This window comes from Paraburkholderia diazotrophica, from assembly GCF_038900755.1.
Lineage (GTDB): Bacteria > Pseudomonadota > Gammaproteobacteria > Burkholderiales > Burkholderiaceae > Paraburkholderia > Paraburkholderia diazotrophica_A.
In genome coordinates, this window is sequence record NZ_JBBPEN010000017.1 from 85,536 (window position 1) to 107,314 (window position 21,779).

A 21,779-nucleotide genomic window follows, 5' to 3' on the forward strand; every position below is an offset into this window, starting at 1 on the left:
GTTGAATATGACCGGTCTGCCGGACGGCGGGTGACTGATTCAAAGCAGTCGTCCAGATGTCCAGGTACGTATTGAGACGACCGACGGTTTATGGCCCGAATCCGGTCTGGTAGCACGGTCGACCTAGCAGACCGCTGATCCACAGCATCACGTCCTATCTAGTACTTTGCGTAGATATCGCCAAGTATCATAGCCTCGTCGTCAAACACTTCGAGCGTATCGGAAAGCGCGGTCAGCGGCCCCGCGTTGTTGACGAATAGCGCATAGGCGAGCCGCCGGCCGCTTTTCGCATCGATGTACCCCGCCATGTTCATCGCGACCATTTCGTTTTTAGCGTTGATGGTGGCACCGCTCTTCACGTAGATGTGCTCCTTTCCGACGACATTCTTGCCGACGGCCGCCAGCGATCCATCGACGCCGAGAATCGAAAGCGCGTCGTGATAAACGGGATAAACGGGCAACCGGCTCATCACAGTGAGTAGCGTCGCCGTCGTACGCGCGGTTGCCTGACTGTCGGGCGTGCCGCTACCATTGGTCGGAAAGTTGAAGCCCGCGCCATCCAGACCGAGCGTGCCCGTCAGATATTTGCGCTCGGTGGCGAGGGCATCGTTGACCGTGCGCACGCCTTGTGCGAGCCCCTGGTACATCAGACTCAGGTTTGCGCCGGTGTTCAGGCTGACCTTCAGCACGAGCTTTGCGAATTCCGAGTACGGCATCGATGTATAGCTCGCGACCTGCGTCGCACCTGCATAATCTTGCGTCGGTGGGAGCGCGGCCGTCTGGTTTGGCTGCACGGCGGGCGCCGACACGCTGACGCCCGCGCGCGCCAGTGCGTCGATGAAGGCCGTGCGCGCGAATGAGGGCGGATCTTCGACCCGCAAAATGCTCACGTACTCGCCATTGCCGACGAGCGGTGACACGAAGCCGAGCGGAATCGTTGCGGGAATCGCGAGACTCGCGGCGCTCGACAACGTGCCCTTGCAGCCCGGCGCGGCGAGACACGAAAGCGGCGGATCCTTCAGTTCATCGCCCGACACCATGATGTCGGCAGCGCTGTTGGCCGCCGTCGTCACCGACGTGCCCTGCATCGTCATCGCACTGCTGCGAGGCCGCCAGTCGAGCACGCCCGCCGCGCCAACAGAGGCGCCCGGCACGAGCGTCACGTCGATCACATTTTCGTTGATGACAACCGGCGAGATCAGCACGTTGCCATTCGGCACGCGGAACGAATCGAACAGACGGTCGTCGACGATCACATCGCCGCTCACCGATGTAATGCCTGATTCCCTCACCTGCTGCGCCAGATCGTTCAACGCGGTCAGCGGGTCTTCAGGCGTGAGCAGCGCGCCGCCGAAACCGCGGGCGTCGTTGTGGTCGAAATCGGTGAAATCGACAGTACCATCGGGTTTTTCCCGCCCGCCGAAGGTGAGATCGCCCGATGCCTTCAGGATCAGATTGCCCGTCAGTCTGCCGGATCCGTCGACCGTGCCCACGCTGTAGACCGGCGTGGCGAAGCGGTCATCGGCGCCGATCACGTTGAGCGCGGTCGCCACCGAATACAGTTTGCGCACCGATGCGGTCAGCACGAGCAGATCGGGATTCAGCGAATCGAGCACCTGCCCCGTGTTCGCATCCATCACGACCATCGACCACTGCGATTTCGCGCTCGTGTAGCGCGGCTTTTTCATGATCACCGCGATGGGATCGTCCGGACTGCTGCTGCCGCAACTCGCAACCAGCGCACAGCACGCGATCAGCGCCAGAGCCGCCGCAAGCGGTGCGCGCTTCATTGCAGCTTCCAGATCTGCGCGGCAATCATGCCTTCGTCCTGAAACGCGTTCAGTACTGTCGTGAAGCTTTCGAACGCGACGTTGTTCACCGTCACGAAGAATGCAAGACGATGACCGCTCTTTGCGTCGATATATCCGGCGAGCGCCTGCCCCTTGAGTTGCGGCACGGCCGGCGTCGTCGAACTCAAGCCGACATAGGTGCCCGTCTTCGCGTACACCTTGCCTTTCGCGCCCGCGAGCGTCGGGTCTGCTTCGAAGTCGGTAACGGTCGTGAGCGACCCGTCCACCCCAAGGAACGGCAGCGAATCGACGTAAGACGCGTAGTCGGGCATCAGGCGCATGCCGCGCAGCAGCGCGATGACGGCCGTGGCGTTCGCCATGGTCTCGCCGCCGCCGCTGCCATCTACGAAGTGATACTGGTCCGGCGCTATGTTGAACGTCGACGACAGTTCCTGCTGTTCCGTCGCGAGCGAAGTGGCCATCGTCCGTAAGCCGTTTTTCGCGAGCCCGTAAAGCATGAGCGTCACATCCGCGCCGATGTTGTAGCTGACCTTGTTCACGAAGCGGATGTCCTGCGCGTACGGCGCGGACGTGAGCCGCGCCACTTGCTGCGCGCTCGAATACGAGCCTTGCGCAGGAAGCATCGCCACCTCATTCGGCCCGACGGCTGCCGCCGTCACCGTTACGCCGGCACGCGCCAGCGCTTCGACGAACACCGTGCGCGCATACGTGGATGGCGCGCTGACCCGGAACGTGCGAACAAGCGGATAGGCGTTCGTCAGCGGAGGCTGCTCGACGGTGGGCACCGTGCCGCTCACCTGGCCAGAACAGTTCGACGTTCCGAAACACATCGGCACCAGATTCTCCGACGGATCAGGTGCGAGTTCAACCTTGAAGTCGCTCGTCGTCGAATCCGTCTTGAGTGTCGACTGCACGGAGAAGGCCGCAGAGACTGGTCGATAGCTGAACGGAAGCACGGCACCGTCCGCGCTCGAACTGAACGAGATATCAACGACATCGTCGTTAACCAGCATCGGCGTAACGTCGAACCCTTCCTCCTCACGGAACGGGAAGGCGTCGAAAAGGCGGTCGTCGATGACGACGTCGCCGCTGACGGTCTTGATGCCCGCCGCAGCCACCTGCGCGGCCAGCGCGTTGAATCCTGCCAATGGGTCTGGCGCTGTCAGGATTGCGTTGCCGAGCCCGTCGGCTTCGTTGTGATCGAACGCACTGATCGCAATGGTGCCGTCGGGATTCGCTCGCCCGCCCATCGTCAGGTCGCCGCTCGCCACCATGATCAGGTTGCCGGTGAGCACGCCGTTCGCATCGACCGTGCCCTGCTTGTACACAGGGGTCACGTGGGTTGAGCTGGCGCCGAGCACGTCGAGCGCGTTGCCCGTCGAAAAGAGCTTGCGAACGGAGGCGATATAGACCTGCGAACCGGAGTTGAGATCGTAAATCACGCGCCCTGTATCGAGATCGACCACCTGCATTGCCCAGATCGCATTAGCGTAGGCCGGTTTCCGCATGATCTGCGTAATCGCGTCGGGAACCGAGGTGTTCGGATGATCCGAACCGCCGCACGATGCCAGCATCAACGTAAGTACAATCACGCTCAGGCGTGAGAGTTGACGATCGGTTCTCGCGTTCATCCCAGAGATCTCCCGATTCGATCTACCGAATCCGAATGGCAATGTGGGTTTATGGCTGGTCTTCGTCTACGATTTCAGCCGACTTGCCCAGTTCTTTGATCACGATTCCAGCGATCGCGTCGGCGGGCGCGCGGCCATCAGGTGTGTCCGCAGTTGTCGCCCATGTGACGACCGTTGTGTTCGTCGTCGGGTCGTACACCATGAACGTGTTGAAACCGTTGATCTGGCCGTTGTGTCCGTAGAACGTGCCGAACTTCGCGATACCGAGGCAATAGCCCGGCGAGTTCGGGTCGCCAGGCGTCAGCTGCGTGCAGGTGGAGAGCCGCTTCGCCTGCAAATCCGCACTCAGATAGCCGCCGCCGACCATGCGCTGGACGAACGCGGCTAGTTCCCTGATGGTCGAGATGCCGGAGCCCGCCGTCCAGCCCCATGATGGACTCGCGTTCGTCACGTCGGTCGGTTGCAGCGTGCCATTTTGCGCGGCTGCCTGGCGCGCGGGAGAAAGCGCGGGTGATGTCGCCGTCTCTGCATTCGTGCCCCACAGATAGCTGTGCGGCGACGGCGCAGGGAGCGATGTATCGGTCTGCGCGGGCAGATACGTGTGGGCGGCACCAAGCGGTGCGAAGAGCCGCGCCTGAATCGCCGCGGCGGCGCTCATGCCCGTGATCTGCTCGATAATCATGCCGAGCAGCACCGTGTTCGTGTTCGAATAGCCGAACGACGTGTCAGGCGCGAAATCGACGGGATGACTGAACGCGATGGCCAGCATTTCGCCCGTCGTCCATATTTTGTCCGGCTGCGAATCGAGTGTCTGGTTGAAACCGAGATCTCTCGTGTAGTTGAAGAGACCGCTTCGCATCGCCAGCAATTGCTGGATGGTGATCGCATCGCCGTTGGGGACGTTCGGCACGAACTTGCTGACGGGGTCACTCAGATTCAGCTTGCCTTCCTGGACCAGTTGCAGGATGACGGTGCCAGTCCATGTCTTCGTCACGCTGCCGACACGGAAGTTCGCATCGGTCGGAATCGGCGTGCTGGTGCCTCGCTGCGCGGTGCCGAACGATTCGAGCCAGTTGCCCTGCGGCGATTGCACATACACCACGGCACCCGGTGTCAACGTCGTGACGAGCAACTGATTGATCTGCACACGGGAAGAGGATATGTACGACGGCTCGCTCGATGAAGAACCGCCACACGCGGATAATCCAAGTGCAAATAGCAATGCAGAGGCATGGACGCCAATTGCGAACGCTGTTCGCAATTGCGAAAACAGGCGGAGGAGAGCCATTGTTTTTCCTTAGACCTTACCGCAATGCTTTTTGCTTATCGTCGGAGTATTTTGAATTTCGATAGATGCGCTTGCAACTTGACGATCCTGTGGACGAGTATAGGATGGGTTCTTCGAATATGCATGCGCTTTACGAAGAAACGATTCCGCCAGCCCCTAGCCGACTTCAACCAGTGTTTAAATACGAGTTCTTCGGTTAAAGCCTGGATATTTCGAGGTAGTGCGGACGCAGTAGGACCAACGATTGACGATCTCGACTTGAACATGGAACGACTGCCCTGCCTCGTCATCCTTAGTCATTCGGCGAGAAGCACTTAAATGGTCAGTCCCTTGTGATGCGGGTTATAGGGCAACCATGCTCGCGCCGACAGGTCATCGGACCGTTGCCGACCCACTTCAGACGATCCGCCGAGCGCCGCACAAGAGGCGGCTTTTTGAGTGCAGCAGCCGATCCGATCGTTCGACAAGTAGCGCAACTCGGCCCCGTTTTTTTAACGAGCCGGAGTTGGCTCGCACTTTGCGTCGTCCATCAAGCATGCTTCAGCGAGGGCACCATGGTGCCGATAAACCCCTTCGGCGAACTTGCCTCCAAGGGCCAGGCGAAGGCTGATCATGGAATCAAGCGCACCGAGGCGCAGCTCCCAGATTTCGCTGTACACGCGGAAACAACTCTCCAACTCGCCCAGGCATTCCTCAGCGATAGCACGGTCGTGGTCCGCGGCTAGCCGGGCGACAAGTATGCGCTGCCGCAGTATGCGCCTGTACGCCGAGAGCACCCGAAACCGGGCTGCCGCTTCGAGTTCCCTCTCCAAAGCCAAACATCGCGTGTCCATGACTCATTCATCTTGGAGAAAGACATGATTCGGAACCCCTGCCATGCGCCAGCACAGGCATCGCCCAAAACGGAAGCGCGCCGGGCCTGACGGCGTTTAAGCGCGCGCGCAACCGTACAGGTGAAGCGGCGTTTCGCGTCCGTCGTATCGGGGTTGAGGACAGCGGGTTTGTACCCATGACGTCGCACTAACCATTACGACACAAGGGCAAATATAGCCCCGTCCCAGCATCAAGCGCACTCCGGAACGACGATAAGATCGCTCTGCCACAATGCGCTGTTGTATCTGATAATGTGCTTACCAGATATAAAAGGGAGGTGAGCCGTGGACCACAGGCGCCGGCCGGATGAGCAGACCGATGCGGAGGCGGCCTCTGCACTCGCGGCGCTCAAACAGGTCACCCTCACACTCAGCTTCGATCCGGGCGATCCAGACAGTATCGAGGCGGCGCTGCGCGAACTTGACGCGCGCATCGACGCCGCAGTCGCGCCGTTTCGCGGGCACCCCTTCGTCGAGGCGGTCGCCAACCAGATCAAGGACGAATGCCGCGAGCGCGTGCTGCAGCAGATCGCCACGGGGGCGGCGGCCGGTTCCGGCCGCAAACTGTGCTGAGATGCCGTCGTGGCGCGTTAGCAGCAGCTCGTTGCTGCAACCGCCGTGCAACTGCCCGGGCCGACGACGGTAAACATGATCAAACAGGCGAAGCTGGCCATGGACCTTCAGACGGAACTGGACGAGTTGCATCAGGCGAACCGGCACGTCGCGCTGGTGCGCCGCTGTGTACGTCGGCAGGTACAGATCGTGGAACGGCTGCGAAATCAGGTGCGTGACACGGCCGTCGCCGAGCGGCTGCTGGCCACGATGCAGGACACCTTGGCCGTCGCCTGCGAACATCGCGCACTGGTAGCGGGCCTGGTCGCTCAGCTCCCGCAACAAGGGACGGGAACCGTCCCTGCGGTGCAGACGCCCGGCTAACGGACATCGGGAAGACGATCCCTTCGCGTCGGCGATCCGCAACCCGCACACACGCCGCGCGACGGCGATTTCCGCATGGTGCCGTCCGATGCTGGTTCGCCGGCCGGCGCCATGAAGGTCCGCTCCGGGAGTGAAATCGCCACTCAAATGACCTTGTGCGTCAACATTCAATGGCCGCTGGCGGCCGTCTATCGCCTGACGCGGTCGGCGCAAGTCGACCCTTAACAGCCGGTCACCTTTCTCCGAAGCGGACGCTCAGCGCGACATTGGCGCTGCGGAAGTTTCCATTGTCGAGTTGTTGAATTACTTTGTGAAAGCCGCACCGATCACCGATCAAGATCAATCTCGCAATCAAATCCATACCAAGATGCGCAGACAACGGTAGGCAACCAGTCCAACGCCGGTTCATGCTCGGTTGAACCCGCTGAGCAATGACTCCGCAAAGCGGTCACTGGCCCAAGGGAATGTTTTCGAGCGGCGGCTTACGGTGCATGAGGCTGAACGCGAACAGTCGGCCAGGAACCGTCGTTCGAGATCGCAGTCGGGTGGCCATTCGAGCGACTGCTCCGCCAAACCGGTCCCTCGATGTGAGCGGACGGCCAACGTACCTCGAACGTCAGTCGGTGCAAGCCTCGCAAAGCAACCAATCGGGAAACGCAACACGTCTCGGCAATGCAGCACATTCCTTTCGATAGACGACGTAATACGCGGGCACCGATGGCCGCACGATGTCTGGACACAACCGGACCAGACGCCCGGCGATCGGATCATCGCGGACGAGAACGCTACGCGCGAGCGCGCATCCGGTACGGGGACACTGCAGCATTGCCCTGCGGGATCTGGCTCCGCCGCGATGTCACCGATTACCAGCTATAGCGAAAACCTGCCTGACCAAAGATCGTGCGCCGGTACTCGCCACCCAGGTTGCCTGTATAGCTGACGTTCATGTAAAGCTCCGACGCCCTGCCAAGACTCGCCGTCACGCCCGCCCCGAGCTCATACCAGGTCTTGGCCGGCTCCATCGCAAAGGCGGTGCTGCCTACCGTGGTTGCGCCCGGCGCGAAAAAGTCGTGCAGCACATTCACCGTCAGATACGGGGTGGCCGCGCTGGTCCTGCTATCGTTCTCGAGATTCGCGCGGAACAGGCGGAAGCCCAACCGGCCGCGCAGCGTATTGCTTGTGTTGCCCGACACCGGCGAGACGCTGTCGTTGAAGTCGTTCTGGTGCAGATACTGGTATTGAAGCTGCGCCTGCGGTTCGATCGCGATGGTCGTCGGACCCAGTAACCATGGCTTGCCGACTTCCAGCGACCCCGCCGCCCCGAAGCCATTCTGGGTTGCGTTGACGCCATACGCGTCACCGTACTTATTGTGATAGTGGGTCAGCTGAGCGACGGCATCGACGTACGCGTGGTCGGCAAAGTACCGGGTCCAGTAGCCCCCGAACGATTGCGCCTGGGACGTGAGGGTGCCTGTCGACGTGCTCAGTGTCGGGTTTACGCCGCGCGCGCTGTCCGCGAAGCTCGCGCTCGAAGTGCCGAACGTGGCCATCACACCCGCGTGCGTGCTGCCGCCAGCTTCCGGGCGAGCGAGCGTCCAGTCCTTGCCGAACTGCGCGAAGAACGTCTTCGCGTCCGACGAGAACCGGTGGTTCGCGTTCATGTCGATGTTCTGGCCACTGACGCGTCCCCACACGCCATCGCTATGACCGGGCTGTGTGCCTTCGAGCGCGGCGATGTCGCCCACCCGCTCATGCAGGGTGCCGAGCACGGAGAAGCCATAGTCGAGGTTCAGCGATGGCGTCAGTACGTAGCCGGTGACCGCCGGACGGTATGCAGGGGCTATGACCGTTCCAGACGAATCGGATGTCGATTGCGCCTCCAGCTGGGAACGCAGATACCAGTCGTTCGCGTCCGTGCTGCCGCCCCGGTAGAGCAGGTACTGGTACGCGCCCGCCTGGACGGGTGCAGCAAGCTGGAACGCTGTGGCACTCGAAGTCCCCCCCACGTGCACCACGCGGATGCCGTCGCCGGTCGTCTGCGCGCCACCGCCTGAACCATTGATCCGGATTCCCGTATTGCCGCCTGCGTTGCCGCCGATCGTCAGCATGTCGGTACTCGTGGCAGGGCCGCCCTGGTTGAGCAGCGTATTGAGCCGCAGGACGCCGCCCGCGCCCGTGTAGTTGCCGCTGACGGTCAACGTCGTGCCCGGCGCGCCGCTCAATGCGACCGTCCCCGCGTTCGTCAGCGTGGGGATGGTCTGGTCAAAGCCGTTCAGATCGAGCGTCGCTCCGCCTTGAACGGTCATCGCCGAGGCCGGGCTCAGCACATTTGCCGCCGCAGCCTTCAGCGTCCCCGCTGCGACGACCGTGTCGCCCGTCTGCGCATCGGCACCAGCCAGCAGCAACGTGCCAGCGCCCGCCTTCGTGACGCTGCCGGAGCCCGTGACCGTCCCCTCGAGTGTGAGCGTCGTGCCCGGATCGGTCTGGACGGTGCCCGGGCCCGCAAGCAGTATGTTGTGTGTGCCCGTCATGCTGGACGTGGTCTCGAGCGTGCCGCCGTCGAGCGTCACGGCCCCGCTTGTTGCGCCCAGGTTGGCGTCGCTCGAGACGCTCAGTGTGCCGTTCGTGATCGAGGTGCCGCCCAAATAGGTGTTATTCCCGGTGAGCACCGTTGTTCCGCTTCCGGTCTGGTTCACCACGCCACTGCCGGAGATCGCGCCTCCGAATGTGTAGGTATCCGAGCGATCGAATGCAAGCGTGGCGTTGTTGGCCACATCGCCGGCAAGCGAGCCTGTCGTGGCGCCGTTGCCGATCTGCAGCGTGCCGGCCGTGATCGTCGTGCCGCCTGTGTGGGTGGCGTCGCCGACCAGCACCAGGCTTCCGCTGCCTGCCTTGGTCATGCTGCCTGGGCCGGACAGTGGGCCGGCGAGCGTCAGCGTCGTGCCGGCGTCGGTCATGAACGTGCCGGTGCTCGCGAGCGACACATTGCGCGCGCTTGTCATGTTCGCTGTCGTCTCAAGCGTGCCGCCGTCGAGCGTCAGCCCGCCGGTCGAGGCACCGAGGTTGGCGTCGCTCGAGATGCGTACAGCGCCGCCCTGGATATCGGTGCCACCCGTGTACGTGTTGCTCCCGTTGAGCACAAGGGTACCAAGGTCGGTCTTGACGAGCTGTGTGCTGCCCGTCAGCGCGTTGTCGATCGTGACGGTGTAACCCGTGCCAGCGGTCGTGCCATCGCCAACGCGGACAATCGATCCTGACGGGCCGCCCGTGAGCTCGATGGGACCGCCGCTGAGGTGGTAGCCGTTCGTGGCGAACTGCATCCCGCTTGCCTGGACCTGACCGAGGCTGTTGTCCACCGTCACCGTGCCTGGCGCACCCTCGAAGATCGCAAAGGCGCCGTCCGTGAACGGAGCGTTCACCGTCCCGGTCTGCTCCGTCCAGAAGTCGTTGCCCGATGAGTTTTGCCAGACGCCGTTGCCGCCCTCGATAATGCCGTCGTTCCGCGGTCCCGCTGCACCATCCCAGTATCTCAGAGTGAGCGTGCCTGTATTGACCAGGTTGACCTGGTTGGCAACCGACGTCTGCACGTAGAAGCTGGAAGACGGGATAGCCCCGATGGCAAGGCCGTTGTTCGTCAGCGTGCCGTTGTAGTTGATGACACGATAGACGCCCGGCGAAAACGTCGCCCCGGGGGTCGTCTGGACATTCAGCGTGCCGGCAAGCGTGAGGTTGCCGCCGACATCCGTGAGGTCGTTGAGCGCGCCCCCTGCAACGTTGGCCTGGCCGAAGTTGTAGTTGAGGACTGACCCGCTATTGAGCGTGAGGTCGCCATTCATCGTCAGCGTGCCCGGCACCGAGCCAGGATCGCCGGGATTCAGTGCCGCACCGTTGGCGATGACCACGCTGCCGCCGATTGTGCCTGTACCGCCGATCGCGCCGCCGCCTTGCACGGAGGTGAGACCGGCGGCTGCCGACTGGTTGCCGTCGACGATCAGGGTACCGCTTGCGACGTTCGTTGCGCCCGTATAACTATTTGCACCTCTCAGGATCGTCGTGCCGCCGCCGGTCTGGTTTAACGCGCCACTGCCGGATACGACACCGCCGAACGTGTAGGTATCCGAGCGATCGAAGGCCAGCGTCGCATTGTCGACGACGTTGCCTGTGATCGAGCCGGAGGTGCCGCCGTTGCCGAGCTGCAGCGTACCCGCCGAGATCGTTGTGCCGCCGGTGTAACCGCTGTTGCCGGTAAGCACCGTTGTGCCGCCGCCAATCTGGTTCACTACTCCGCTGCCGGAGATCACGCCTGCGAATGTGTAGGTATCCGAGCGATCGAACACCATGGTGCCGTTGTCGGTGACGTTGCCGATGATCGAGCCGGTCGTGCCGCCGTTGCCGATCTGCAGCGTGCCGGCCGAGATGGTGGTACCGCCCCCGTACGTGTTGTTTCCGGTGACGGTCAGCGTTGCGCCGCCGGTCTTCGTTAGGGCTCCCGCCCCGCCCATCGCACCGGAAACTGTCAGGTTGGCATCAGTCTGGAACGTGCCGCCTCCACCATTGAGGGTGCCGTTGCGCGAGGTCGTGAACGCCGCCGTGTTCTCCAGTGTGCCGCCGTCGAAGGTCAGCGTTCCGGAAGCGGCGCCGAGGTTGCCGTCATTGGCGACCGAGAGCGTGCCGCCGTTAAGAAAGGTGCCGCCGGTGTAAGTGTTGTTGCCGGTGAGCACCCATGTGCCAGCGCCCGCCTTGACGAGAGAGGAAGAGCCGCCATTGTCGCCCAGCGTGAGCGCGAATGTATTGGCTGCGGCATTGCTGCCGGTCAGAGTCAGGGTACTCGGACCCGTACCACTGTATGCAATCGCCCCAGTATTGGTGAAGTTCAGCCGGCCGGCGCCAGACGCATCGATGGCGCCGCCATTGGGACCCAGCGTAAAGGCGCGATCAGTACTCGCCCCGGTGCCGGTATACCGCAGGGTCCCACCGTTAATAACCAGATTAGCTGCAGCGTTCGTGGACGCCCCGATATTGCTCGCAACGCCACCATTTGCGAGGTTCGACACGCTCAGCACGCCGCCGTCTATGATGGTCGGCGCGGCATACGTGTTGGCGGCCGTTATCGTTGCCGTGCCAGGACCAGTCTTGGTGACACTCGCGCCTTGATTCCATAATGGAGCGCTGACTAGCAGACTGCTCGAAGCCGTTGTCGTATCCAGTATGAGCGCTGATGGGGGCGAGCTTGATGCAACAGCACCCAGGTTGAGCCCGGTACCTGTAGAACTGATCACACTGTCCTGAGCCCCCCCTGTCGCCACGATCCTCAGGGAGGTACTCGAGGAACCGTTCGACAATACCGTGCCGCCTTGCGCGCCGCTTCCCGCAAAATTCACGGTCCCGCCGCCCACCTGATCGAAGGTGATCGTCCCGTTAATATTTTCACGCTGCTGCGGACTGGTGATCAACGTCGATGCCCCATTCACATAGAATGCTGTAGATTGGATTGTGGTATTGAGGGAGGACGTGGAAAAATTAAGCGTCGCGCCGTTGGCGACCGTTGTGGACCCGGTATAAGACATGGCGCTCGGGGTCGTCAGTGTCACGAAGCCGCCGAGAACGGCGAGGTTCGAGCCGCCAGCGATGGTCGAACCGATATTTGCGTTGATATTGTTGTTGGCGCCCGTGATAGTAAGTGTGCCGCCGGATGTGGCCAGCGTGCCGCCGGTGATCGTATAACCGCTGGTACCGAAAGTCAGGCCTCCTACGGTCATCGTGCCGGACACGGTCACCGTGCCCGCCGTCCCACCGAATGCGGCGGTGTTCCCACCCACCCACGGCATAGCCGTCGCGCCATTGAACCAGTTGGCGGTGGTGTTATCCCATGTACCGGAACCGCCCCCACCGCTCGGCCCCCAACTCAAGGTCTGGGCGCTGGCTGCGGTAAATGTCGTGGCCAACAGCAACATCGCAGCGCGGACCGTCATGGACAAACTGACGCATAGTGCAGCGCGCGTCGGGCGGACGGTTCGTCTGATGACGTTGCATACTGACTCTCGCGCAGACACCACGCGCCCGCCCTTCGCATGATCGATCTCGGATGCCGCAACCCAGGCGCCCAACGAATCGTTCCAGATTGTCCTGAACGACCTGTTCATCTTCTTTCCCTGTATCGCAAGTGATGTTGTATGTGGCGCCGTATTGGTTCTGCCATTCACGTATGCGCGCGTTGAAAGCGGGACCGCTCTCGTCCTCGACGAAATCCGAACGCACCAGAGCCAGGTCGCATTCCTTCAACGCGCAAGTCGCAACGCGGGCCTGTATTGGCGAGATCCGCGATCTGCTTTCCAGAGATCACCTGGGGCTTATAGGCTTCGGCGCAGATCACGAAGGAAAAACCTCCTGCCTGCGCAGCCCAGAGACACGGGCCTTTGGGCTAGTGAGCCCCGTCCGCGTGATGCAAAGACTCGTCAGTGGCAACTATCGAGGCAGACGGCTGAACGGAAGGTCTTCCTGCACTCTGGTCACGCGGCCAGCGCCTGACCTATGGAAGTCCGTTGCGGCGCGCATGGCCAGGCGAAGCGCTCGGTGGAGCGCAGGATGGGTGTCGTGGACGATCTGGTTGTCTTTCTATTGGGTCAGTTCCCCGCGCAATTCGCCTCAGGATATCCATGCTTACCTTGCCCTCTTGAAAGGCGCGCCACGTCGAAGCAACCTCCAGCGGCGGACACCCTTTTCTCTATTTTCGGCAACGTCGTGAGCACCATCCGCGACGACTGCAGCGAAGCATACCTATCGAGCGCTGCGGCTATCGTTGTCGTACCTGGTAAGAATCCGTACGGAAAAGTGCTCGGCAGCACTCTCGCATGATCCAATTGCCTTGTCTACAGAAAGGCAATCGGACTTGCAAGACTTAACAATTGCGCGCGATCAAGTATTTGTATCGCGTGATGCGAATCGCATCATCCGCCTGGAGATCGATCGGGCGGCCGTTATGGTGAAGCGATCGTCGGCCGGTTCGGTATCGAATGGCGGCGACCGGTCGGCATCCAGCCGATTGACAGACGATCAAAAGCGTTCACTGGTTGGCGGGTTCCGATTCGATTTCCGGTTCAGCATCAGACGGCCAGCCGATATATTCCGCGTGCATAAATACCGAAGCGGCATGGAAGATGCGCTCACAACAGTATCGAGACTGCTAAGGCGCCAGGCTCCGAAGGCGCTAGAGGCTGTGAACTACGCGCGTCTATCGCCTGGCCACATCGGATCGGCGAAGGGCTGAAGGTCTGCTTCATCGGGAGCTTGTGGATTCCCTGCGAACGACTTCTGAACAATCCAGCGCCTAACGCAAATCCCGTTTGAACCCCTCTGAGACGGTCAGTCCAGTTCGTCTATCTCATGCTGTTCGAGTCGCTCATCGAAGTGGAGAGCTTCCCGCCCGAAAAGCGGAAGGGCATACGCCGTTCACCCGGCGGAAAGCTCGACTGAAGTTTGCGACGTCTGTAAAACCCAGCGTGTATGCGATCTGCGATATGGACAGGTCACCTTCGGCTAGCAAGCTGCGAGCGCGCGCGTCCCGTACCTGTGTCGACAGCACTCGAAAGCTGCAGTTTTCGTTTTTCAGGTGCCGGTCCAGAGTACGCGCGGAAATCCCGAGCACCTGAGCCAGTTCCTCGATCGTGGGCTGAACGCTGTCCGCTTCGTTCAGCATCATGACAACCCATTCACGTACGTTTCCGTTAGCAGAAAATGTCCTGAGTAGCAGTTTGCATCGGTCCTCCGCCCGACGCACCGCGTGCTCATCAGCCATCGGTAGCGGCGTGTCGAGACTCCACGTATCCGCAACGATACGGATTTCCGGGAGGGCCGAAGGGCCGAAGTGAACGCGCGCGGGCGCCAGCTCCCGATAGCGCGCAACGTGCAACGGCTCCTCGAACGGCATGTAGATGTCATAGACAGACGACGGGGTTTGCAGCAATGGCATGCACTGGAAGTGCACCGATACGGCAATTGCCTCCTGCAGCACATTCAAGGTTCGCGTCCGCATTGGATGCGCAGGCCGAAAAATCAACTCCGCATGATTACCGGTGCGGTGATAAAGCATCCGGAACATGGGTGTCAACAGCCGGTAGTAACGCGAACAGAGGCGTAGCACGCGGTCAAGGTTTGGCGCCGAAAGCATCGCATAGCCGAGGATATCGTGAGAGTTCAGCTTGAGCCGACGCCCCCACTCGAAGCCAATATCGCTACGCTGCGTCAGCCGCATGCCTTCCTCAATGAAAGCATCGATTTGCCCTTCAGACAGGCTGCAGTCGGTTTCCCTTATGCGGTCGGGGTCCACCTTGGCTGTATGCAACACGGCCGCGAGCGAACTGCCCGACGACCGGAAGTAGTCGTCAAGCAGGAGGACATAGCGTGCCGGTACCTGACGACTCGCGGCTTTCGGGATCATAGGAGCGTGCGGAAAGTTGAGCGGCGATGACTTCGACTGTCAAAAATGATAACGCGTTGTCTGAAAATGACAAGCGCCACGGACGTGAGCCTTGCCAGAATGCATCAAGTTCCTCGTCCCGACGGACCGAGGCAAGACAAAAACGGAGACAGTCAAAATGTTGTTCGAGTCCATCAATACCGCTTGCCTCGACGGTAACGACACCCCCTGGATGCCATTCGCGCCGTACAGCACCGACGTGATGGTCAAGTACTTCAAGATCGATCCGGTACGCGGCGAGACCATTACCCTGCTGAAGGCGCCAGCCGGCGTGGAGATGCCGCGCCATCACCATACGGGGACCGTCATCGTCTATACCGTTCAGGGTAGCTGGCGCTACAAGGAGCACGACTGGGTGGCGCACGCCGGCAGCGTGGTCTACGAAACGGCATCGACGAGACACACGCCGCAGGCAGCCTACGCGGAAGGGCCGGACATCATTACCTTCAATATCGTGGTCGGCGAACTGCTGTACCTCGACGACAAAGACAACATCATCGCGGTTGAGAACTGGAAGACGTCGATGGACCGTTATCTGGCGTACTGCAAGACTAACGACATCGAGCCCAAAGATCTGTCGTCCTTCGCGGGCTGATATTTGTTGCGGCGGCGCATTCGCGCCATGCCGGCAACGGACTGAAGCCGGTGCTGAGGGGCCCTGGAGTCAAACTCCTCGCCTTACCGGTCCAGAGTGCCGCGTGCGTGGCACTCTGCCGATTGGCGATGCCACAAAAGAAAAAGAACGGGTGATTCCGACGCGGCCGATAGCCGCTAAACAATCCACAAGGAGGAGATATGACTCAACGAATTTGCGCGCCGTGGGTCCGGCGCGTGCTGGGCGCCGCGATTGCACAGTCGGTCAACGCAGCGCCGCGTCCAGTCCGGCCGATGCGCAGCAGATCGCCACGGAAGCGTACATCTACGCCTATCCGATGGTACGGATGGAACGGACACGACGCGTCTCGACCAACGTGGCAGCGCCGGGTCCCAATGGATTGCGGCGCCCGCGCGAAGCACGTCTGGTCCGCGCCGCTACCCGGAGAGACCGGCCGTCAGCGCAAATGGCGGCACGGTCAATCAAAGCACCCAGCCCAGGAAAATCAGAGATGCAAGGCTTGATGATGCAGCAGCCGCTGCTCGTCTCCTCACTGCTCACCCATGCTGAACGGCACCACGGTGAGCGGGAGATCGTATCGCGGCGAATCGAAGGTGACATTCACCGATACAGCTTTACCGAACTGGCGCGGCGCTCAAGACGCATGGCCAATGCGCTATCGTCGCTGGGCATCGATCGTGGTGATCGCGTCGCCACGCTTGCATGGAACGGCTATCGCCACCTGGAGCTGTACTTCGCGGTGTCCGGGTCCGGTGCCGTATTGCACACGCTCAATCCGCGCCTGCACGTCGATCAGCTCGCGTACATCATCGAGAACGCAGCGGATCGCGTGGTCTTTTTCGATATCACGTTCCTGCCGATCATCGAGGAGGTCGCGAAGCGCGCGACGGGCCCAACAGTGTTCGTCGCAATGACTACCCGCGCGCACATGCCCGCCACCCATCAGTTGCCCGTCTCCCTGTTGTGCTACGAAGATCTGATGGACTCGCACAGCGACGGATTCACGTGGCCACTGCTGAACGAGAACGATGCCTGTTCGCTCTGCTACACGTCGGGTACCACTGGTCTGCCGAAGGGTGTGCTCTATAGCCATCGCTCGACCGTGCTCCACACCCTGTCGGCCGCACTTCCCGATGCGCTCAACTGCTCGGCGCGCGACACGATCCTGCCCGTGGTGCCGATGTTCCACGTGAATGCCTGGGGTCTGCCGTACATCGCCTGCATGGTCGGCGCAAAGATGGTATTTCCCGGCCCGTCCCTGGATGGCCGGTCGCTGTACGAGCTCATCGAAGCGGAACAGGTCACCCTGTCGGCGGCTGTTCCAACCGTCTTGCAGGGACTGCTTGCGCACGCGGATGAACACCAGGCCTCCTTCTCGTCGATGCGACGTACCGTGGTTGGCGGTGCACCCTGCCCAACGGCAATGACGGCAACTTTTCAGGACCGGTATGGCGTCGACGTCCTGCACGCCTGGGGCATGACTGAACTGAGCCCGCTCGGCACAGTGTGCAGTTTCAAGTCTCATCAGCTGGGGCTGCCGGTCGAACAGCGCAATGCCATTCAGGCCAAACAGGGGCGCGCGCTGTTCGGGATCGACATGAAGATCGTCGACGCCAGCGGCAACGAGCTCCCCTGGGACGGCCGTTCGACGGGCGATCTTCATGTGAGCGGCCACTGGGTATCGCGTGAATATTTCCGAGGCGAGAACAGTGCGCGATTGCGCAATGGCTGGTTTCCCACAGGCGACGTTGCAAAGATCGACCCCGACGGATTCATGCAGATCACCGATCGCAGCAAGGACGTGATCAAGTCGGGTGGCGAGTGGATCAGTTCCATCGACATCGAGAACGTTGCAACCCTGCATCCGGATGTTTTGGGCGCGGTCTGCATCGCGGCGAGTCATCCGAAGTGGGACGAACGCCCGTTGCTGCTCGTTGTGAAGGTGCCCGGCAGCAGCGTCAGCAGTGACGAGTTGCTCGCCCACTTCGACGGCAAGGTCGCGAAATGGTGGAAACCCGATGCGGTGGTGTTCATCGACAGCATTCCACTCGGCGCGACCGGCAAGGTCCTCAAGAACACGCTGCGCGATCAATTCCGCAACTACTACGTGGGCGACTGAAGGCCGTCGAAGGGAGCCGTTTCGTTCCACCGCAAGGGGCATCCGCCCGGATACCCCTGCCGTCTACAAATCACAAGAGGGGACACGATGAAGTTGAAGCTCAGCTGCGGCGCGGCACTGGTGCTGTTCGCCAGTGCTTCGCACGCGCAATCATCCGTCACACTGTATGGCGTCATGGATTCCGGTTTGCTCTATCAGAGCGCAAACGCGGCCAACTTCCAGTCCAGGGTGAATCTCGGTCATGTCTATGCGTACAAGGACGGCGGCATCTATTCGAGCATCTGGGGCATGAAGGGCACCGAGGACATCGGCGGTGGCTTCAAGGTCAACTTCAGGCTGCAGGGGGCGTTCAACACCGGCACGGGGAAGGGTGGACTGACCGACACGCCGACTACCACCGCGGTGTTCAATCAGCAAACGACCGTGGGCGTGTCGAGTCCGTATGGTTCCATCGACATGGGCAGGCAGATCGTACCTATGATCTATGCGATGGCCGACACCGACGTACGGAACGCCCAGTATTTCGGTTCCATCCTGACCGCGTGGCTGGGCCTGAACCAGGCCGCGTTCTGGCAGGGAACCAGCACGAACGGCTCAGTGGGCGCCCTGTATGACGACAACGCGATCGTTTACCGGTCGCCGAAGCTCTACGGTGCATCGCTTGCACTCGAATACGCGCCGGGCGGCGTCGCGGGACAGTTCCAGGGCGGTACCCGCGAGTCGGTCGTGCTGCAGTACTCGAACTACGGCCTGAACCTCGCAGGCGTGTACTACAACGGACACGACTCCAATCCGTTCACGACGACGGTCAGCGGGATCGTCACCGCGCCCTCGACCGGCCTGAACAATAACCAGTTCTACTATCTGGGCGCGCAGTACACGTTCCACGATTTCTCCGTGTCGACGTCGTACAGCCGGGCCAGGAATCCCGCGAATACGAGCGGACCCAAAGGGTTCAACCTGGAGATGTTTTCCGGGGGTCTCGGGTACAGGTTCAGCCCGTTCTTCAAGGTCACGTCGGGCTTCTATTACCTGCATGACCGGAACGTCGGGGCCAATCACTCGGCCGAATATGCGCTGGGCGCCGAATACAGCCTGTCCAGGCGCACCCTCACCTATGCGCAGGTCGGGTACGTTGACAACCACGGCAACATGAGCCAGACGATCACCTATGGTGCGGCCGTTCCGCAAGGCAGGTCGACCACGGCGGCGATGATCGGCATCCGCCACAGCTTCTGATCCCATCCTGCACAACAAACTGGAGCATTCCATGACCACGAAGAGAGCAATCGGGGTAGCCGGCGCCGCGCTGATCGCGCTGGCATCCGTTCATGCCGGGGCGCAGCCCGGCGCAAGCGATGCGGGTGCCGCTTCGAACGCCACAGCATCCGGCAGCCTGACGGCCAAGGACACCCGAGCTGCCAACCGTGCGCTGCGCAGGAAGGTCTATGCGGCGATCGTGAAGCACAAGGAGATCAACGCCGGCGACATCAGTGTACTTGCGAGGGGCACCGCAGTGACGCTCGACGGCACGGTCGTAGACGCGTCGCAGATCGACAAGGTCGCTACGATCGCTCGCGGCGTTCAAGGTGTGACGTCCGTGACCAACAGGCTGACCGTCAAGAAACCGTTCGGTGGCCAGTAGGACGGCCGGCGTTATCGTCGAATACAACCAGAAGCTAGAGGTATCTGATGAAATTCAAAAGAACTGCAAGCTTTGCACTTGCCGCCGCCCTCGTGTCCGGTTCGGTACCGGCACTCGCACTCACCGCCGACCAGGTAAAAGGCATCGCCATGGACGCGTATATCTATGGGTATTCGATGATGACCACCGAAGTCACCCGGCGCCAGATGACCCACACGACTGACGTGTCGCTGAAGGAACTGAAAGCACCCATGGGTCAGTTCCTGAACGTGCCGCGCTATCCGCCGGCGGAATATCGTGGTATTTCGGCACCGAACGCCGACACGCTGTATTCGGTTGCCTGGATCGACGTGTCGGAGCCACAGGTCTTCAGCCACCCGGCGATGCCAGACGGCCGCTTCTACATGTTCCCAATGTACGATTTGTGGATGGGTGACTTCACTTCGAAGGGCAGCCGGACTGCCGGCCAGGGTGCGGCGAACTATCTGCTGACGCGCTCTGACTGGAAGGGAGAGGTACCGAAAGGGATGGTGCATGTCCCGGTCGAGACCCGCTACATGATCATTCTCGGGCGTACCTATGCGAACGGGACGCAAGCGGACTACAAGGCGGTGAACGGGCTGCAGTCGCAGCTCAAGGTCACCCCGCTTTCCGCCTGGGGTACTGACTACAAGTCCATGCCCGCAGCGCTCGATCCGAATCCGCCCTTTTCGATGACCGACAAGCCGCAGAAGGCCATCCTCGACATGGGTACGAAGGGTTATTTCGACATGATGACCCGCATTATGTGCAAGGACGCCCCGCCTGTTGGCGCCGACACCCCAATGATCGAAAAGATGGCGCAAATCGGGCTAAAACCCTGCGAGCCGTTTGACATGGGCAAGTTCGACACGCAGACGCAAGCGGCGCTCAAGGATCTCCCTCAAGAAGCCCTGAAGAGGATTGGCGACAACCAGAAAAGCCTTGGTCAGATCGTTGATGGCTGGCAGATCACCAAGGGCCTTGGCGAATTCGGTACCGACTACATGAAGCGCGCGGTCGTGGCGGCCTTCGGCTGGCCGTCGAATGTGCAGGAGGATGCTGTCTATCCCTACACAATGGTGGACAGCACCGGCGCCGCTCTCAATGGTGCCCACAAGTACACGCTCACCTTCGCCAAGGCGCAGGAGCCGCCAGTGAAAGGTTTCTGGTCGATTACCATGTATCAGATCGATCAGGGCTGGTGGTTTGTTCCAAACGCACTGAACAAGTTCACGGTCAGCCCGCGCAACGATCTGAAGAAGAACGCGGATGGCTCAGTCACGCTCTATTTCCAAACCGAATCGCCAGGCAAGGACAAGGAGGCCAACTGGCTGCCGGCCCCGAAGGGCGACTTCAACCTGATGTTGCGCATGTACTGGCCGCAGGAAAGCAATCCCTCGATCCTCAACGGCAGCTGGACGCCGCCAAAAGTTGTCAAGGTTGACTGACCAAACGCGGCGATAGAACTCGATGCGGGCCCGGCGGGACGTAGTTGCCGGGTCGGTCTTCCAAAGGGGCGCAATTTCTGCGCAGGCCATGAACGCAATGGCAACGAGACCGGCTTTCTGAACTTCGATTGACACCGAGCGGGTTGCTGAACTGGGGCTGGTCGATTCCATGTCGACGCAGTATCCGACGATCAGCATGCGAACCATCAACACTGGATCAATCGAAGGGCGCCCCGCAGGACTGTAAAAGGACGCCATGTGCTTACGCAGATCTCCGGCATCGAAGAAGTGATCTACGCCGCGTAACAGATGGTCCTTCAGAACATGATCGTCAAGGTCCTGATCGCCGCTTCGCTGACCCAGCATGACGATGCACTCCCGTCGCTTGATGGCTTTCCGAGGGGACTTTTTCAACGACACTCGACTCCCGGCGAATAGTGAGATAGATCGCGCAATGGAATCACGAGACACCGAACTGCTGCTAGTAAGCGATCCGTCGTCTCCGCCCAAAGCAGCCATTCACCTCACCCGTCTTGAGTCGCCCCGGATTTTCGGCGGGGATTGTCGACGATTCAGGAGACTGTGTCGACTGACCGTTCCTGGCCGAGGCTGTGTAAAAACGCCTGGGCCGGCCGGCTTGCAAAGGAAGTGATGTCGCGCATTTGCCGCGCGCCAGATTGCGTGCATCGGGGCGATTGCGTTGCCCACCCGCGAGTGATTCGAGCGCCGTTAGATTACGCGCCCCGCAGCTTCATTGCCCGCATCGCGCCAGCGAATCCCAGAATTCTGGTAAGCACTCGATCATTACCGTTGCCCACGAGATTGACCGATGAGGGATGTGCTGTTAGCGAATGGGGTCAATGCGCGCGGAGGGAGGCAGCAAAGGGGCGACGTTCCAAGGCAACAGGTCGTCGAT

General features: G+C 61.1%; 12 protein-coding genes and 1 pseudogene. 7 read left to right on the forward strand and 6 right to left on the reverse strand.

All coding sequences use genetic code 11. The features are described 5' to 3' along the window. Positions 1–158: 158 nt before the first annotated feature. Genes AABE10_RS32685 through AABE10_RS32695 form a run of 3 tightly spaced genes read right to left on the reverse strand, consistent with a single transcriptional unit; the run spans position 159 to position 4,589 of the window. A complete protein-coding gene (locus tag AABE10_RS32685; RefSeq protein ID WP_342937238.1) occupies positions 159–1,790 on the reverse strand; it encodes a D-alanyl-D-alanine carboxypeptidase/D-alanyl-D-alanine-endopeptidase in 1,632 nt (543 codons plus the stop codon). Continuing rightward, complete coding sequence (locus AABE10_RS32690; protein WP_342937239.1) at positions 1,787–3,442, reverse strand: D-alanyl-D-alanine carboxypeptidase/D-alanyl-D-alanine-endopeptidase; 1,656 nt, start codon at positions 3,440–3,442, stop codon at positions 1,787–1,789. Before AABE10_RS32690 ends, AABE10_RS32685 begins: the two co-directional genes overlap by 4 nt. A gap of 49 nt (positions 3,443–3,491) precedes the next feature. Beyond that, entirely contained in the window at positions 3,492–4,589 is a 1,098-nt protein-coding gene (locus tag AABE10_RS32695; RefSeq protein ID WP_342937240.1) for a serine hydrolase domain-containing protein, read from the reverse strand. A gap of 1,298 nt (positions 4,590–5,887) precedes the next feature. On the opposite strand from AABE10_RS32695, the gene AABE10_RS32700 reads away from it, so the two are divergent. Together AABE10_RS32700 and AABE10_RS32705 are read left to right on the forward strand one after the other, a co-directional pair. Further along, positions 5,888–6,175 (forward strand): hypothetical protein, encoded by a 288-nt coding sequence (locus AABE10_RS32700; protein ID WP_342937241.1) that lies wholly within the window; start codon positions 5,888–5,890, stop codon positions 6,173–6,175. Positions 6,176–6,250: 75 nt separating this feature from the next. Continuing rightward, positions 6,251–6,538 (forward strand): hypothetical protein, encoded by a 288-nt coding sequence (locus AABE10_RS32705; RefSeq protein WP_342937242.1) that lies wholly within the window; start codon positions 6,251–6,253, stop codon positions 6,536–6,538. 863 nt (positions 6,539–7,401) lie between these two features. Here AABE10_RS32705 and AABE10_RS32715 read toward each other — a convergent pair. Then, a complete protein-coding gene (locus tag AABE10_RS32715) occupies positions 7,402–12,681 on the reverse strand; it encodes an autotransporter outer membrane beta-barrel domain-containing protein (RefSeq protein WP_342937243.1) in 5,280 nt (1,759 codons plus the stop codon). A 1,256-nt stretch (positions 12,682–13,937) separates the two neighbouring features. Next, a complete protein-coding gene (locus AABE10_RS32720; protein ID WP_342937244.1) occupies positions 13,938–14,975 on the reverse strand; it encodes a helix-turn-helix domain-containing protein in 1,038 nt (345 codons plus the stop codon). A 157-nt stretch (positions 14,976–15,132) separates the two neighbouring features. Between AABE10_RS32720 and AABE10_RS32725 the strand changes: the two genes are divergently transcribed. From AABE10_RS32725 to AABE10_RS32745, 5 genes are all read left to right on the forward strand, one after another. Further along, entirely contained in the window at positions 15,133–15,609 is a 477-nt protein-coding gene (locus AABE10_RS32725; protein WP_342937245.1) for a 2,4'-dihydroxyacetophenone dioxygenase family protein, read from the forward strand. Positions 15,610–16,120: 511 nt separating this feature from the next. After that, the gene (locus AABE10_RS32730; protein WP_342937246.1) at positions 16,121–17,749 is read left to right on the forward strand and encodes a 3-(methylthio)propionyl-CoA ligase; all 1,629 of its coding nucleotides are present in this window, start codon (positions 16,121–16,123) and stop codon (positions 17,747–17,749) included. Positions 17,750–17,836: 87 nt separating this feature from the next. After that, the gene (locus tag AABE10_RS32735; RefSeq protein WP_342937247.1) at positions 17,837–18,988 is read left to right on the forward strand and encodes a porin; all 1,152 of its coding nucleotides are present in this window, start codon (positions 17,837–17,839) and stop codon (positions 18,986–18,988) included. Positions 18,989–19,019: 31 nt separating this feature from the next. Further along, on the forward strand, positions 19,020–19,394 hold the full coding sequence (locus AABE10_RS32740) for a BON domain-containing protein (RefSeq protein WP_342937248.1): 375 nt from the start codon (positions 19,020–19,022) through the stop codon (positions 19,392–19,394). A gap of 47 nt (positions 19,395–19,441) precedes the next feature. Further along, positions 19,442–20,863 (forward strand): DUF1254 domain-containing protein, encoded by a 1,422-nt coding sequence (locus tag AABE10_RS32745; RefSeq protein WP_342937249.1) that lies wholly within the window; start codon positions 19,442–19,444, stop codon positions 20,861–20,863. A 162-nt stretch (positions 20,864–21,025) separates the two neighbouring features. On the opposite strand, the pseudogene AABE10_RS32750 reads toward AABE10_RS32745, so the two are convergent. Beyond that, a pseudogene (locus tag AABE10_RS32750) lies at positions 21,026–21,229 on the reverse strand (IS5/IS1182 family transposase); the annotation flags it as partial. Positions 21,230–21,779 lie beyond the last annotated feature (550 nt).

What these genes read in the sequence shown, in the direction of transcription:
- AABE10_RS32690 (WP_342937239.1), bottom strand. Translation starts at nt 3,442, where the DNA reads ATGAACGCGAGAACCGATCGTCAACTCTCACGCCTGAGCGTGATTGTA.
- AABE10_RS32705 (WP_342937242.1), top strand. Translation starts at nt 6,251, where the DNA reads ATGATCAAACAGGCGAAGCTGGCCATGGACCTTCAGACGGAACTGGAC.
- AABE10_RS32730 (WP_342937246.1), top strand. Translation starts at nt 16,121, where the DNA reads ATGCAAGGCTTGATGATGCAGCAGCCGCTGCTCGTCTCCTCACTGCTC.
- AABE10_RS32685 (WP_342937238.1), bottom strand. Translation starts at nt 1,790, where the DNA reads ATGAAGCGCGCACCGCTTGCGGCGGCTCTGGCGCTGATCGCGTGCTGT.
- AABE10_RS32715 (WP_342937243.1), bottom strand. Translation starts at nt 12,681, where the DNA reads ATGAACAGGTCGTTCAGGACAATCTGGAACGATTCGTTGGGCGCCTGG.
- AABE10_RS32720 (WP_342937244.1), bottom strand. Translation starts at nt 14,975, where the DNA reads ATGATCCCGAAAGCCGCGAGTCGTCAGGTACCGGCACGCTATGTCCTC.
- AABE10_RS32725 (WP_342937245.1), top strand. Translation starts at nt 15,133, where the DNA reads ATGTTGTTCGAGTCCATCAATACCGCTTGCCTCGACGGTAACGACACC.
- AABE10_RS32745 (WP_342937249.1), top strand. Translation starts at nt 19,442, where the DNA reads ATGAAATTCAAAAGAACTGCAAGCTTTGCACTTGCCGCCGCCCTCGTG.
- AABE10_RS32735 (WP_342937247.1), top strand. Translation starts at nt 17,837, where the DNA reads ATGAAGTTGAAGCTCAGCTGCGGCGCGGCACTGGTGCTGTTCGCCAGT.
- AABE10_RS32740 (WP_342937248.1), top strand. Translation starts at nt 19,020, where the DNA reads ATGACCACGAAGAGAGCAATCGGGGTAGCCGGCGCCGCGCTGATCGCG.